Here is a 15,156-nt window from a genome sequence, read left to right as displayed (position 1 = left end):
CCTTTCTTGATAAAAATCAGACTTACTTACTCTTTAGCACGTTTAGACTATATTGAAACAGTTTTAACTTAATTTCAATTAATATTTAATAATTAATTTTATCTTTTACATTTATTTTATAACTTTTTGCTTCTAATAAACTCAAAATACGAAAATAACCAATCCTTAGACTATTTATAAATTAACTGTAAAAATACATTAACTTAAGATTAATTCCTTATAAATGGGATATAGAAAAGTAAGGGAGGAGGCTGGTTGTGATGAGAAAGTTATTTTTAGTTGATTTGTTCAACCTATTTCTTATTGCAGTAGGTTACATGTTACTAATCACATTAGTTTTATTTTCATTTGATTTATTTGAAATCGAAACAACCGGTTCACTATTTTTAAATAAACTAAGTAGTGCCACAGTTATTAGCCTGTTTAACAATGAGATTTTTAACGGTTTATTTACCTTATTTTTCGTTATCTCTGTATTAATATTTCTCTATAAAGCTATAGATCTTTATAAACAAAATAGATAGCTTACTTTGACTAATACGTTACGAACTAATAATTGGTACGCTAATCCAATTATATTTAACAATTTTATATTTATGTACTATTTAATTTTATATTGTAAGGTTTCGTTTTTAGTTATATAATATTGATATAGAATGTTGCATTTATATCATGGGCTAGTAATGTGCCGTTTATCATCATAGTTATATTCCATTCCCAGAATTAGACTTTATGCACCCATTTTTAAATATGATATATCATAACATTCTACTCAAGTAGTTGATTATCTACTTGAAGAAATAAGATCTAAAGTTACTTTCAGGCAGTAATTTTAGATCTTATTCATATATAAATATTTTATTCTGGTTTACCATTTGGGTACACTAAAACTTTTAGTGAGCCACTTTTATTAGTTCTCGCTTGTTCCATAGCAGCTTTAGCTTCTTTTAAATCGTAAGTATCTGTAAACATTGAATTTAAATCTGCCATTGTAGATGATAACATCTCAAGGCCCATTTTATAAGTATTGGCATATCTAAAGATACCTACAATATTAATTTCATGATTAGCGATGAAAGGAATATTCAATTCATTATTTTCTTGTTGTGGAAGACCTACTATAGCTAATGTCCCTCCATTATTTAGAGAGGATAATGCATTTTGAAGTGCAATAGGATTACCAGCCGTTTCAAATGCATAGTCTGCCCCTTTTTCTTGAGTGATTTCATTAATCCGCATTGTGACATCTTCATTTTTTATATTAATGGCATGTGTTGCACCTAATTTTAAGGCTTCATCTAAACGTATTTGTTCAAGATCTGAAACTATAATTTTTGTAGCACCAAATGCTTTTGCTGCTACGACTGCCATTAATCCAACTGGCCCCATACCCATTATTACCACTGTTGATCCTGGTTGAACGTTGGCTCTTTTACAAGCTTGGACGCCCACTGAAAATGGTTCATTTAAAGTGGCTTCTTCATAAGATAAATCTTCTGGTATATGGAATAAGAAACCTTCTGGATGCTTAATATATTGACTAAAAGCACCATCAATAGGAGGTGTTGCTAAAAATTCAACATCTGGACATAAATTATATTTACCAGATTTACAGTATTCACACTCACCACAAGGTACACCAGGCTCAATTGCTACTCTATCACCGACTTTAAATTTAGTTACATCTGAACCTACATCCGCTACAATTCCAGAACATTCGTGTCCTAAAATCAAAGGCTTTTCTACTATAAATTCACCGACTCTACCATGTTCATAATAGTGAACATCTGAACCACATACGCCGACTGCCATAACTTTCACTAAAACATCATTTGCTCCTAGCTGAGGTACCGTAACTTCTTTAAGTTCCATATCAAATGGTTTATTCAATATTGAGATATTCATTGTTTCTGGAATATTTTTTGTCATAATAAAACTCCTTTACTTTCTAATTTATATTTAACAACTGCTGTGTTAACGTTTCCGTTTGTTGATAGATTTGTTGATAGATTTTAAAATACTGTTCATACTTTTTATGGTTTTCTAGATTAGGTTTGTATGTTTCACCATATGTAATAAATACATCGGCACAATCTTCCATCGTGTTAAACCATTTCATACCATATGCAGCTAACATTGCCGCCCCCATTCCCGGACCTTCCTCATATTTTAATGGTATAATATTTGCATTAAAAACATCTGCTTGAAGTTGTAACCAAAAGCTACTTTTGGCTCCACCACCTATAGAAACTATTTGTCTTTCATGACAACCATCTCGTCTCATCAATTTATAGGATTCGTAGAGTGAATACGTAATACCTTCTATGACAGCACGTACAAAATCATATTTTTGCGTATTATTATTAATACCTATAAAGCTTCCTCTAATAAAGGCATCACCGTGTGGCGTGCGTTCTCCTTGTAAATATGGTGCAAACAGCAAACCATTAGCACCTATTTGTGATTTATCAGCTTGTTCAACTACATTTTCAAAAGTCTCATCTTTAAAGAATGTATGCTTTAACCAATTTAAACTAGCACCAGCACTTAATGTTACTCCCATCTCATAAGACATATTAGGTTGCGCATGATTAAAGAAATGAATATTATGACCTGACGCATTATCATTATGATTCGTACATGTCAATATAACGCCCGATGTTCCAATACTACATAGTGTTTCAGCATCATTGATAATGCCTGCTCCTAATGCACCACAAGCATTATCAGCTCCTCCTGCAAATATCGCAATATCACTATCCAAATTCAGTTCTTTTTTGATTTCTGATTTAAGATAACCAACAAATTCGTGTGACGCCACGAGACGAGGAAATATGTTTCCCAATTCTAATGTTTCTCCCACTGATTTATCCCAGTCCTGAGTATCAGAATTTAATAATAAGGTACCTGCGGCATCACTGTATTCCATTGCTACATCACCAGTGAGTTCATATCTCACATAATCTTTTGGTAATAAAAATACTTCTAATCGACGCCAATTTTCTGGTTCATTCTCTTTCAACCATAATAATTTAGGTAGCGTAAATCCTTCCAGTATCGGGTTACCTAATAGTATTTCTCCATATTTTTCTTTGATTTCTCGACATTGTTTAGTTGTTCTAGTGTCATTCCAAAGGATAGCATTTCTTAGTGGTTTCAACTCTTTATCTAATGCTACCAGACCATGCATTTGACCTGAAAATGACAACCCCTTTATTTCTTTATCATACATAGCTTCCTGTTTAATCAGTAATTTTATACTTTCTTTTACCGACTCAACCCAATTTCCAGGGTCTTGTTCATTAAATCCTGATTGTAGTTGTATTAATGGTAATGTAACACTTGTTTGACTAATAACTTGTCCTTGTTTATTTACTGCTAGTGTCTTAACTGCGCTTGTACCTAAATCTACACCTAATACAACTTCCTCCATTACAATCATTCCTTTCTTATAATTTTTGAAGTTGAGTATTTAATTCAGTTGTTTTTGCTTCATCAATACCGGGTTGATATACTTTTATGAAATAAGTTATTATAGCACCTATGAAATAACAAATAGCAAATGCCCAAACAACACCTACTTCATTAAATATAGGTAAGAATAAGGTTGCTAAAGCTGGAGCTACAAAGTTACTTAAACCAGCTGCCAAATTATGTGATGAGAGTGTTGCACCGATATGTTCTGGTTCTAAAGCAGTAAAAATAGCGAAAATTGGAACAAAAGCTGATTGTGTTATTCCAAATAATATTGCACATAAAATCGCTATTGCAAATACATCTCCGCTTAATATAGGTAAATAATAGAAAAGGAGTGTCGTTATGCCACATCCAATACAACCAAATAACATGACTTGACGTTTCCAACCAATTTTATCTGCGATAATACCCCAAATCACATCACCAATAATACAAGTTACATGCATTGTTCCCCATGTCCATAACCATTGTTGCATTGTAAAACCAATCTTATCTGTGAACATAACAGGAAATATAACTACTAAACCAAATAATGACAATTGATTTATTACCCTCACAATGAACACTTTTATAATTTCAGGATTTTTATAAACGACTGCAACTTCCTTTAATACTTTTATATATCTTTCTTTAACTGTTTTTTCAGCATTAGGTTTAACATTTCTCTTACCTACAATATAAAATGCTAATAACCCACCAATAAATATCCATATAACAGATAACCACAATGTTCCCATAAATCCAATCTGTGGAATTGTAAAACTAGGTAAATATGTACCTATAACTCCCATACCCACAGAAAACATTGCCCAGAACCAACCAATAGCTGTTGCTAAACGAGATTTATCAGTAATATATGTTACCCATACTAAAAACCCATATAGGAATAAGGGATAACCTAAACCTCTAATACCATACATTACTAACATCATATTATAGTTTTCCATTCCCATACCAAAAACTAAAAATAATATATGAAAAACTAACCATATTACAGTCCCTAATAGCATTACTTTTCTTGGTCCATAAACATCAGATAATACTGCTGCTAACCATGATCCTACTACTACCATAACGCCATAAACAGTAAATACCATGGATGCTTGTCCACCAGAAAATCCTAAATCAACGATATTTTTCGATAAAAAAGCTTGTTCAATACCATCTCCAGTCATAAATATAAAAATGGCAATCAGCGCTCCAAATATAATTTTAGGTATTCCCATCCATGTCTTTTGATTGTCGATATTACTTATTGCAGTATTCAAATTATTTCCCCCTTTAGTTAATAAATTCATAACTTAAACGTTTAAGTTATAGAAAAAACAACTCAAATTGCAGAATTTAAAATTACCTGAACTCGCATGACTCACGAATGACTAATCTCGTAGAAAGTTTTATTGATTCATTTTTTTCTCCTCTAATCATTCTATATATCATCTTACCTGCTTCTTTCCCCATTGTTTTAACTGGTTGAGATACAACTGTTAATTTAGGAGCATAAATCTCATTCCAATAACTATCATCAAATCCAACGATAATCACATCTTTTGTTATTACTTTTCCACCTTCTTTAATAGCTTGTAAAGCTCCAAGTAATAACAAATGATTTGTTGCAACAATTGCCTTTATATTTTCACCTATTAAAGTTTTCGTAGCTTCATAACCACTTTTGATTTGAGCATCTGTCCCTAACTGTTGGTCACTATAAAAAATGAGATTGTGATTAACCTCGATGTAATTGTCCGATAACGCGCGTGCATATCCCTGCCTTCTCTCCGTTGTTGTGCTAATGTTTGGATTGGCAAGTAATAAACCGATGTCTGTAGACTTACTACTTATTAATCTTTGAGTTGCTGTATAAGCCGCCTCTTCATTATTAACTGTTATAGAGGGCAATTGCATTGATTCTAACTCTCTGTCTAGTGTCATGATTGGGGTATTCAACCATTCTTTTTTCAATTTGAACTTGGAGTTAACAGGAACTAAAATAATAGCGCTTACATTTTGAGCTATAAAACTTTCAATCAACGCTTTCTGTTTATCCTCATTTTCTTCAGATGAAACCACTGCCACATGTAACTGATGTTTTTGACATTCATCACTTATCTCAGTAAGTAATTCTGTAAAAAAAGGATTTTGATCGGGTACTATAAAAGCAATCATATTAGATTGTCCTGTTTTTAAACTTCTTGCAAATTGATTTGGTTCGTAATCCAGGTCTTCTATAGCTCCCAATACTTTTTCTTTTGTTTTATCGCTTAACTCAGTACTTTTATAATTTAAAACATTCGATACAGTTGCGATTGACACCCCTGCCTTTTTTGCCACATCATGAAGCGTTGGTTTATTTCTCACCATCTCCACCACCTTAAACGTTTAAGTTTTAACCGAAATAACCCAAGTCAATAAATACATTATAGATTCTCTTTATATTTTTTGCAAACGCTATCATAATTTTATTTTAATTAACTAGCTCCATTTTGGAAATTTAGTAAATAAAAAACAACTTCCTTTATATTTTAACGATTTATATTAAGGTAATTCTACACTTCAACTTTATTTTATTACTTTAACACATCATTTTATTAATACCTTTTAATCCCTGCCTTTTTTATAGCGCAGAGTTGTACAATAGGCATACTACTACAAGGTAAAAGACTCATATCTAGATAAAGGTGATATTTTTTGATTAGTACGCTATCTATTAGGAATCATTATACATCTGAATTAACAAGATGCATCAATGAAATTGTTATACTGCTCCCATTAAATAAACCCTGCAAGATCAATTTAAATGGAACAACTATTACAGTTACTGATGGCATAATTGTTAATAATGCAGATTTATATCAAATGTTAGATGTTCAAGAGCTATTAGAGTTGAAAATTCCTTTACCACTTTTTATTGAAAAAGATACCAATATTTCAAAATCATATTTTGATTTTAACCGTATTCAATTTGTAGAACAATTTAGGAACTTAGTTCTAGAAAGTATACACCAGCCCATCCAAGATGAGTTCAGTATGAATATGTATATATCTAGTATTATTGAATTCTTATTAAGAGAAGCGCGGGTAGTGTTAAATAACATCTACATACCTTATTTAAATACTAAACACACATTAGTAGGTCGTATTACGAAATACATTCACGAAAATATATGTGAGACATTAAACACAAAACATTTATCTCAAACGTTTTACATTTCACAGTCGTATATATCTATACTATTTTCTAGCAATATCAACATAAATTTTAAACATTATACGACTTCATTAAGAATTGCATTATCCCTATATGATCTTATTCAAGATAATAAAAGTATCTATGAAGTCGCTATTAAATATCGATTTTTGAATGTAACAACTTATTCTAAACATTTTAAGTATTACATCCAAATGCCACCTAAAAAGTATATTTTTTTGTTTAAAAAGGGCCATTATAGATCGCCATATAAAATAGTTTCGAATAACGTAACTTCAAAGAGTTATTTGAATAAAATCCAACAACCAACGATGCACACAAATAACTCTGATTATTCGTTACATCTTTCAAAACTGTCGTTTAATCATTGCTTTAAACCCATGACTACGCTTATTCAATTAGATGACATATATGCCTTGAATCAATTTTATGAATCTCATATGGTGCGTAATGATACGACGACGATTTTTTCAAAAATAAACTTTTGTGTATTAGATACACATTTTAAGCAATTAAATGCATTAAGTGCTCAACAAATCATAAATACAATTAAACAGTTAATGCTAAAGGGCCATCAGTTGACTATTAAAATAACTAACCTATCTTTACGTCAAACTCAAAAATTTTCAGTAGCTAAATTACTAGCTGAATTAGCTACTGATTCAAATCAAATAACATTACAATTCGATTTTTCTTATAATACTTTTAATGAGCTTTCAAATTTCATTGAAAAAGTCCATCTCAAGTACCCACTTATTAAAATTGGTACGACGATTGATTCTATCATTAAAAGTAAAAATACTTTACCTCAAATGCTACATAATATTACTTCAATTAAAGCAGATTTTTACTATATTGATTTAGATTTGAATAGATTTTATAGATTAATGGCACCTAAGGTAGTAAAGTCACAAAAAAACTATAATTTAAAACAAGTACTCTTAATATTCATTAGCCAATTAGGTATAGAGCATGCAAATAAATTAATTTTAACTCATTTGACTCATAAATCCTTACAAGATTACTACAACACATCTAGCCAACAGACACACATTTTATTAACGCGTTTTTTAGTTGAATTAAATCAAAGTATTTGTGGTTTTGGTTACCCATACTATAGCGACGATAATGATAGAATTATGCTGTTTAATAAATTTCATTGTCCGATGCCTATTGTTCATATTTATAGCTTTTTAAAGGTTTTTTTCAAACAACAAGTTGCCTTACTTCCTAACGCAATGATATGTAAAACAAATTGGCATTATCATATTTTATTATTTAGTAACGTAGAAAAAACGTCTTGTATCATTAAAATAAACCATCATTTCATCAAATCATTTCCCGTGTTCTCAAGACTTTTAAATAAAGATCATGGAATGATTACAAATTTGATACCTTCAAATATAGATCAGAAACTTTTTGGTTTAAGCTATATAAAGCAAATCAATAGCGCTAATTATCCATTATCGAAATTGAATTTACATTACTATAAAGAACCTTTGATTTATAAACTATCTCAATCGTCTATTCAATATATTATGATCGCCATGAATTAATAACAAAATAAGGCTAAAAACAAACTTACCATTTGTTTTTAGCCTTATTTTTAATTTGAACAATTACTGTAGTATTTAAATTTCAAAAAAGTTCTGTAAGTCGTTTAAATGGTCATTATCCATTTGATATTGCTCTTTAACACACCCATTTTCAAGATGTAATACTTCATCTGCACATGACATCAATAATTCATAATCATGTGTGATCACTAATATTGTGTGTCCTTGATTAGCTAAACGATTAAGCGTTCCACTTATTTCACGCATACGTTGACCATCTAACCCACTAGAGGGTTCATCAAAAATAAGAACCTCTCGTTTAGTTTCTACAGCACTAGCAATAGCTAAGCGTTGTTTTTCTCCACCTGAAAGTGACAAAGGATGTCTATCAACATGGTCTGATATGCCATACTGTTGTAAGCGCGATTTAATTGATGCATCAGCTAATTTGTTATTACTTAAACGTAATTCCTCAGCAACACTTTCAGCAAATAATTGATTATTCACATCTTGAAAAACCATATATACATGGTCTAATCGTTGATTGCGTTTTAATATGACGCTATTCATATCAACGCGTCCTTTAAATTTACGTTCTACACCTGTTAGACAACGAGCAAATGTCGATTTCCCAGAACCGTTACGCCCTATAATTGCTGTTACTTTGCCTTTGGTTAATTCTACTTTAGGAATATTAAGTGCATATGGTTGCTTGTATTTATAGTTAAAAACAAAATGATGCAATGTTAATTTTTCTTCACTATTGTTGTAATTTAAAGCTTTAGGTTTCATCTCATCTAAATGTATTGACCTTAATCCTAGAAACGTTAAATTGTCATGTGTTAATGCATTGAACGAGCAATTGTCATAAATTTCGTCGATTTCACCATGTTTCATCACTACAAAACGATCGACAACATCTACCAAATAGTGCAAGCGATGTTCAGCAATTATAATCGTTTTACCTTCACGCTTCCACTGCTCCAACAACTGGCGTAATCTAGTAATTGTAGTAAAGTCTAAGTTAGATGAAGGCTCATCTAAAATGATAATGTCATGTCCACTTACTTGTATTGCAGTACAAGCGATAAGTTGTTTCTCTCCACCAGACAAGTTAAATATATCTCTATCTAATAAATGATTCATATTCAATACTTCAGCACTATGATTCATATTAGTTTTGATACGTTGTGGATTAACACCATAGTTTTCCGGTTCAAATGCTAATTCACTTGTTGTATTCAAACAAAAAAATTGTGAACGAGGATTTTGAAAAACTGAACCGCTCATCTCGGAAATCTCATAAATAGATTGCTGACATATATCCTTTCCATTGACTTGAACAGTCCCCTCAATATTGCCTTGATATAGGTGAGGCACAGTACCATTTAAAATGCGTGTCACTGTAGTTTTTCCGCAGCCTGACGCACCCGTTAAACAAATAACCTCACCACTGCCAATAGTAAGATTAATATTATTTAAAACCTTTTCTCCATTTTCATAATTAAACGACATATCCTCAATTCGAATCATATTTCAACCTCACACTATATAATAAGTTACGCATAAAATCAGTGCCATGCTAATAAATAACCAATCTAGCCAATGCATTTTTAGCAATACGATAGATGTTCTCTTATGTGTTAAATTCAAACCACGAGTGATCGATGCAACAGTCAATTCATTCCCAATTTTTAAGACGCTATTTAACAACGGCACAACACGGTATTCGAAATACTGCAGTGGCTTTTTAAACGCAAAGCGCAATGAAATTCCCCTCATCTTCATTGCATCTTTAATTGACGCTGATTCTGACTTGATAGTTGGTAAAAACCTAAACATAACAGCGATAGGAATCGTAATCTTTCTCGGTATTTTCAGACGTTCTAAACCTGCAATAAGCACTTCAACTTGAGTTGTCTTAAAAAGATAATACCCCATGACAAGTGATGGTAAAAAACGTGTAATCACGCCTGAAGGGACAAAAATGAGTAAAGTAGCTAATTGACTATGCTCAAATATAACAAATGCTTCGCCATACCATGCGCTAAGTGTAACAATGAGGCATAGCCATCCAATCAAATATTTACCAATGAGTAAAATCAAAACAGAGGGTATTAACATTACAAGTAGGCGTAAGAAAATTTCATTTCCCGTTACACCGCCAGTTAATGAAATAAGCGAAATAATTATCATGATTCCAAGCTTTACCCTAGGGTCTAAATTAAATATATGACTTTGGTTTATTATTTTGTTATTCATACTAAATCATACCTGCACGCTTAAAATGTTTCTTCAATATGCCTTTAGCAATATAAGCGCCTATCAGCGCGCCAATAATTGTTGTAACTATGATAATAGGAATCATCTCTATTGAAAATAATGCAGCTACCGTAGCTTCATAATCTGAACCGTATTTCTCTTGTATAAAGGCTAGATATGACTGTCTCATAAAATAAAATGGTAATAAATTGCCTATTGGCCAAAACGAGAAAATAATATAACCTATACTATTTAATTTCCAACTTTTATAATCACCTATTGCCATCATAGCGTCTGCTATTATAATAATAGGTAAACTTAAGATCAACGCCATCCAAGGATGACCCATAATTGCCAATATCAAACTTACCACAATACCACAAAGCGATAGTGCTCCAAATTTTTGTGTTTTCGTAATAAGTAACATAATCGGTATACCACCAATCAAACCTATCATAGCAGGAAGTAATAGCATAAATATTGGTATAATGCCTAAAATACCTGGTGGTGCAATAAATATAAAATATATCGCCGTAAATATTCCTATATTTATTAAATCTTTAACATCTATTTTGCCTTTTTTCATCAGTAACTCCCTCTTCACATAAAACTAAAATTGGAATGACTCAGAAAATTATATTTAAATAATCTCTCTTATCATCCCACGCCTTGACTAGAAAAAGAATACAAGAGCTCACTCATTTGCCGTATCGCATATGAAACTAAGATGTTCATATACAACTTAACTTATGCTTTATATTCCTATTAAAAATACATTTATTTAAAAGATACTATAATTGAAAATTATTATCAATGACATCGGTTTATAGCACTCTAATAGTTTATAATTTATTCAATAGATTATTGAAGTCTCTAAAGTATCATACTTATATGGATACAATAATATAGTTATCACCCTATATCATCACTACCAAATTAAAATTAAAGGGCAGGACAGAAACCAAATTTGAAAATTGATTTCGTATTCCCACCCACAAGGTAACTCACTATAACGATAAACATTTACAATCCAAGTATTTATCGTTATATCGTAGTTTTTTTATTATTATATACTGGTTAATACCTTAAATTAAAATATGGCGATTCCAAAGTGAAATGCTTTTTAAGATTTTTAGCTTTAATCTTATCGCTGAGTGCTATATTATAAGTCATTTTCTCTTTAGATTCATGAGCAGTCAGATAGCCATACGTAAATGTATCTGGCAGTAATACAGTTGTTAAACCTTCAGACAAAATATAGTTAAATTCTAAACTACTAAGTTGAATCGTTTTACTATCTTTTATCGTAACTTCAATCATATCGTTTAATTTATTTTGAGTTACATAAAATGATAGATTGTCAAAATCTTTTGTGAAGTACGGTGTAAAACGATAATAATTGTTCTCCAGTGAAGCAATCGTACTCGTCTCTTTTCCATATGGATATTTTAAGCGTTTACCGCCAATGCGCTTTTCAACACTCATATTATCTACGCGCATCTCTAAAAATACATCCCAAACTTTTTCTTTAATTAAATATGGCATCATGTCTTTCATAGAAGCATTAAATTTAAAACGTGTTTGATCATTAATAGCTAAAGGTATATAAATCAATTCTTTTTTATTACGTGATACTAACTTCAGTTGTATCATAGAAGCTACATGATTTGGGTTGATAATGGAACTTAAAAATTCTAATTCCAATTCAAAACCTTGTTCATTAAATTTAAACTGTGTCATTCTTATATCCGGTTTCATTAATTTATTGAATATAAAGTATGGTTCTTCACGATCAAACTGAATTTTCAATACACCTTGTTCCGCACTAAAATTATAAAATTGACCATTATTAAAGCTTTCTTCAACAATTTGATAACGTTTCATATCTTTTTTGCGTGCGTAATATAACAATGGTTTCAACGAATCTCTGACGATATCATCTACTTCAGTTGGTACTTTTTGTATAAAGTCTCCTAATGCATCCATCCAAGCTTCTTTTTTATCATCTGCTATTTTAAGTGAAAAATTATTTGTTCTTGAAAATGAAAAATGGCGATCTAAAAAATATCCTAATATATCATGTCTATTGTCTAAATGGCTATTCAGAATTTCTTCTGTAATTAATCCCATAACTTTATAAAAATCTTTAGGCGACACATATGCCGAGCTCATATGTTCCCCCTCTCGCTTAGTCGCATAATAATATGGTTTATCTGCCAATACGGCAATTTTCTTTGCATTAACGTACGCTTTCATTGTAAACAGTTGATCCTCTGCACTACGTAAATCTTCTGGGAACTCAATATGATTATCACGTAGTAATGACGTACGATAAAACTTAGTGGGACTTAATGTATAGATAATACGTGAATTAGCTAATGTGACATCATCATTGGTTTCTTTAAACATAGATTTAGGAACACCACGACCATTTACACCTTCCATTTTAACTAGAACCACATCAGCCTGGTTACCTTCAACAAATTTCGATACATCTTTCAATGTATCTTGATGAATGTAATCATCTGAATCTACAAAGAAGACATAATCCCCTTGAGCTAAGTTCAGAGCTGTATTCCTAGGTTTTCCAGGACCACCCGAATTGGCTTCAAGTTGTTTTACAGTTAAATTCACTTTGTTTTTATAAGTCGCTACTACTTCCAAAGTATTGTCTGTAGAACAATCATCTATCAGTATCACTTCAAAATCTTTCTTATCGTATTTTTGATTCTGCAAACTGTTCAATAGTTCCCCTATATACTTTTCAGAATTGTAACTTGGTACTATGATTGAAAATTTCATTGATATATCCACCTTATAAAATGAGCTGAAATACTAATAACACATAGTTAGTTTAATGATACATAATCTATGAATAGATCTACTATCTTACCTTTAGTTTATTAGTTATTGTTTCAGCTCATCATAATTTTTATTTTCAGTTTTTCTTAGCTTCCAAATACGTTTCTTACTAAACGTTCACTCGAACGACCATCTTGATATTTAAAGTGCTTATCTAAGAATGGTTCTACTTTGTCTACTTCAAAGTCTTTGTTATCTAGTGCTGTTATTAAATCATTAAATGACTCTACAATTTTCCCTGGCACAAACGTTTCATATGGCTCATAAAAATCACGTGATGTAATATAATCCTCAAGGTCAAATGCATAAAAAATCATTGGTCGTTTAAATACCGCAAATTCATAAACAAGTGATGAATAATCACTAATTAAAATATCTGTAACAAATAAAATATCATTAACTTCTCTAAAATCAGAAACATCCACAAAGTATTGCTCATATGCTCTAGGAATATTTAGTCTATTCTTCACAAATGGATGCATTTTAAATAAAACTACTGCATTATTTTCACGACAATATCGTGCAAATCTAGCAAAATCAATTTTAAAGAATGGATAATGTGCCGTATGATGCCCATTACCTCTAAATGTAGGCGCAAATAAAATCACTTTCTTATCTTTAATAATTGGTAGTGCCGCTTCCATTTCGGCTGTAACTTGTTGTTCATACGCCTCATCGAATAAGATATCTGTTCTAGGGACACCAGTCGGAATTATATTTTGTTCTTTAATACCAAAGGCTTCACCATAAAATGGTATATCTGTTTCTGAAGAAACAAAAGCCTTGGTATAATTTCTATGATTCACAGAATTAAAGAATGGTCCGCCTTTTTTTCCAGCTCGACTATAACCGACAGTTTTGAAAGCACCAACCGCATGCCATACTTGAATGATTTCCTGGCTTTTTCTGAATTTTACTGTGTAGAGTAATGGGTGAAAATCATCCACAAATATATAATCTGCTTTACCTAATAAATACGGGAATTTAAATTTGTCGATAAAGTTACGACGTGCCGAAATGTTAGATTTAAACAATGCATGTATCTTATATTTGTCGTCTAAATTTTGGCGTAACATCTCATTATAAACATATTCAAAGTTCCCTGACATTTCAGCTCTTGAGTCAGATGTGAACAGTACCGTATTACCCTTTTTCAAATGGAAAAATTTTGTCGTATTAAATATCATTTGGAAGACAAAATTACGCACATTATACGAATAACGATTATACTTTAACTTCAAATCTGCAATCTTTTGTTTAAGAGGATTTGACTTAGGTGTTGGAGCTTTAAACAAGATATCTAGTACAAACTCATTAACTTCACTGGATATCATTGGTCTCACAATATACTCTGTTTTATTAGAGTTGCCACCCTTTTTAAATGTATACATAAAATGTTCTAATAGAAAATTATTCTTACCATTTTGAGTAGCTATCTCATGATACTGTTCTAACTCATCTTCCTCCAACGTATATTGATTCGGTTCTAACAATGATGAATTAATATTAGCTATATAATCAAAATCACCTTTATAAACAATTAAGTATTCACCTGAAGGTAGATAATTTCCGTCATCTAATATAGCCACATTAAAGCGTGCTACGAATTGATTTCCGTTAATTTTTACATCGTTTGCTTTCAATTCTTTGGTCTCAGTTAAATTACGTAGAACAAAACGCTTCTTGTCCAATTCGATATCCTCAACATGACCTGAAATAAATAATTGAATACGTTCCCAATAAATATTATCAATTATTATTTTAGATTTACTCAATTTAAAAAACCTCTCT

General features: G+C 31.2%; 11 protein-coding genes. 2 read left to right on the top strand and 9 right to left on the bottom strand.

Annotation, left to right across the window (positions count from 1 at the left end; translation table 11 throughout):
- Nucleotides 1-260 precede the first annotated feature (260 nt).
- On the top strand, nucleotides 261-524 hold the full coding sequence (locus tag LG295_RS02390; RefSeq protein ID WP_107531028.1) for a hypothetical protein: 264 nt from the start codon (nucleotides 261-263) through the stop codon (nucleotides 522-524).
- Between the two features lie 334 nt (nucleotides 525-858).
- Here the strand turns inward: LG295_RS02390 and LG295_RS02385 are convergent, their stop codons facing one another.
- From LG295_RS02385 to LG295_RS02370, 4 genes are all read right to left on the bottom strand, one after another.
- Nucleotides 859-1,929: an NAD(P)-dependent alcohol dehydrogenase gene (locus LG295_RS02385; RefSeq protein WP_107531027.1), complete on the bottom strand. Its 1,071-nt coding sequence runs from the start codon at nucleotides 1,927-1,929 to the stop codon at nucleotides 859-861.
- Nucleotides 1,930-1,948: 19 nt separating this feature from the next.
- Nucleotides 1,949-3,433: a xylulokinase gene (gene xylB / locus LG295_RS02380; protein ID WP_107531026.1), complete on the bottom strand. Its 1,485-nt coding sequence runs from the start codon at nucleotides 3,431-3,433 to the stop codon at nucleotides 1,949-1,951.
- Nucleotides 3,434-3,449: 16 nt separating this feature from the next.
- Nucleotides 3,450-4,745, bottom strand: coding sequence for an MFS transporter (locus LG295_RS02375; protein WP_241959673.1), 1,296 nt, complete (start codon nucleotides 4,743-4,745; stop codon nucleotides 3,450-3,452).
- Between the two features lie 82 nt (nucleotides 4,746-4,827).
- Nucleotides 4,828-5,838 (bottom strand): LacI family DNA-binding transcriptional regulator, encoded by a 1,011-nt coding sequence (locus LG295_RS02370; protein WP_107531025.1) that lies wholly within the window; start codon nucleotides 5,836-5,838, stop codon nucleotides 4,828-4,830.
- A gap of 327 nt (nucleotides 5,839-6,165) precedes the next feature.
- On the opposite strand from LG295_RS02370, the gene LG295_RS02365 reads away from it, so the two are divergent.
- Entirely contained in the window at nucleotides 6,166-8,241 is a 2,076-nt protein-coding gene (locus LG295_RS02365) for a helix-turn-helix domain-containing protein (RefSeq protein ID WP_404476291.1), read from the top strand.
- Nucleotides 8,242-8,316: 75 nt separating this feature from the next.
- Here LG295_RS02365 and LG295_RS02360 read toward each other — a convergent pair whose 3' ends face one another.
- The 5 genes from LG295_RS02360 to tarL form a co-directional block, all read right to left on the bottom strand.
- A complete protein-coding gene (locus LG295_RS02360) occupies nucleotides 8,317-9,774 on the bottom strand; it encodes an ABC transporter ATP-binding protein (protein WP_404476288.1) in 1,458 nt (485 codons plus the stop codon).
- A gap of 9 nt (nucleotides 9,775-9,783) precedes the next feature.
- Entirely contained in the window at nucleotides 9,784-10,503 is a 720-nt protein-coding gene (locus tag LG295_RS02355) for an energy-coupling factor transporter transmembrane component T (RefSeq protein WP_107557674.1), read from the bottom strand.
- 1 nt (nucleotide 10,504) lies between these two features.
- Entirely contained in the window at nucleotides 10,505-11,089 is a 585-nt protein-coding gene (locus LG295_RS02350; RefSeq protein WP_107557675.1) for an MptD family putative ECF transporter S component, read from the bottom strand.
- Nucleotides 11,090-11,580: 491 nt separating this feature from the next.
- Nucleotides 11,581-13,305: a glycosyltransferase gene (locus LG295_RS02345; protein WP_318832619.1), complete on the bottom strand. Its 1,725-nt coding sequence runs from the start codon at nucleotides 13,303-13,305 to the stop codon at nucleotides 11,581-11,583.
- A gap of 146 nt (nucleotides 13,306-13,451) precedes the next feature.
- Nucleotides 13,452-15,140 carry a teichoic acid ribitol-phosphate polymerase TarL gene (tarL, locus tag LG295_RS02340; RefSeq protein WP_107531019.1) on the bottom strand — a complete coding sequence of 563 codons (1,689 nt, stop codon included), beginning with the start codon at nucleotides 15,138-15,140 and terminating at the stop codon, nucleotides 13,452-13,454.
- Between the last annotated feature and the right edge of the window lie 16 nt (nucleotides 15,141-15,156).

Origin of the sequence: Staphylococcus pseudoxylosus, assembly GCF_044794325.1 — a bacterium.
Taxonomy (GTDB): domain Bacteria; phylum Bacillota; class Bacilli; order Staphylococcales; family Staphylococcaceae; genus Staphylococcus; species Staphylococcus pseudoxylosus.
This window is presented reverse-complemented; position numbering and strand designations above follow the sequence as displayed.

Bases quoted from the DNA above. Each gene is read 5' to 3' on its own strand.
- LG295_RS02390 (WP_107531028.1), top strand. From the start codon at position 261: ATGAGAAAGTTATTTTTAGTTGATTTGTTCAACCTATTTCTTATTGCA.
- LG295_RS02385 (WP_107531027.1), bottom strand. From the start codon at position 1,929: ATGACAAAAAATATTCCAGAAACAATGAATATCTCAATATTGAATAAA.
- xylB (WP_107531026.1), bottom strand. From the start codon at position 3,433: ATGGAGGAAGTTGTATTAGGTGTAGATTTAGGTACAAGCGCAGTTAAG.
- LG295_RS02370 (WP_107531025.1), bottom strand. From the start codon at position 5,838: ATGGTGAGAAATAAACCAACGCTTCATGATGTGGCAAAAAAGGCAGGG.
- LG295_RS02360 (WP_404476288.1), bottom strand. From the start codon at position 9,774: ATGATTCGAATTGAGGATATGTCGTTTAATTATGAAAATGGAGAAAAG.
- LG295_RS02355 (WP_107557674.1), bottom strand. From the start codon at position 10,503: ATGAATAACAAAATAATAAACCAAAGTCATATATTTAATTTAGACCCT.
- LG295_RS02350 (WP_107557675.1), bottom strand. From the start codon at position 11,089: ATGAAAAAAGGCAAAATAGATGTTAAAGATTTAATAAATATAGGAATA.
- LG295_RS02345 (WP_318832619.1), bottom strand. From the start codon at position 13,305: ATGAAATTTTCAATCATAGTACCAAGTTACAATTCTGAAAAGTATATA.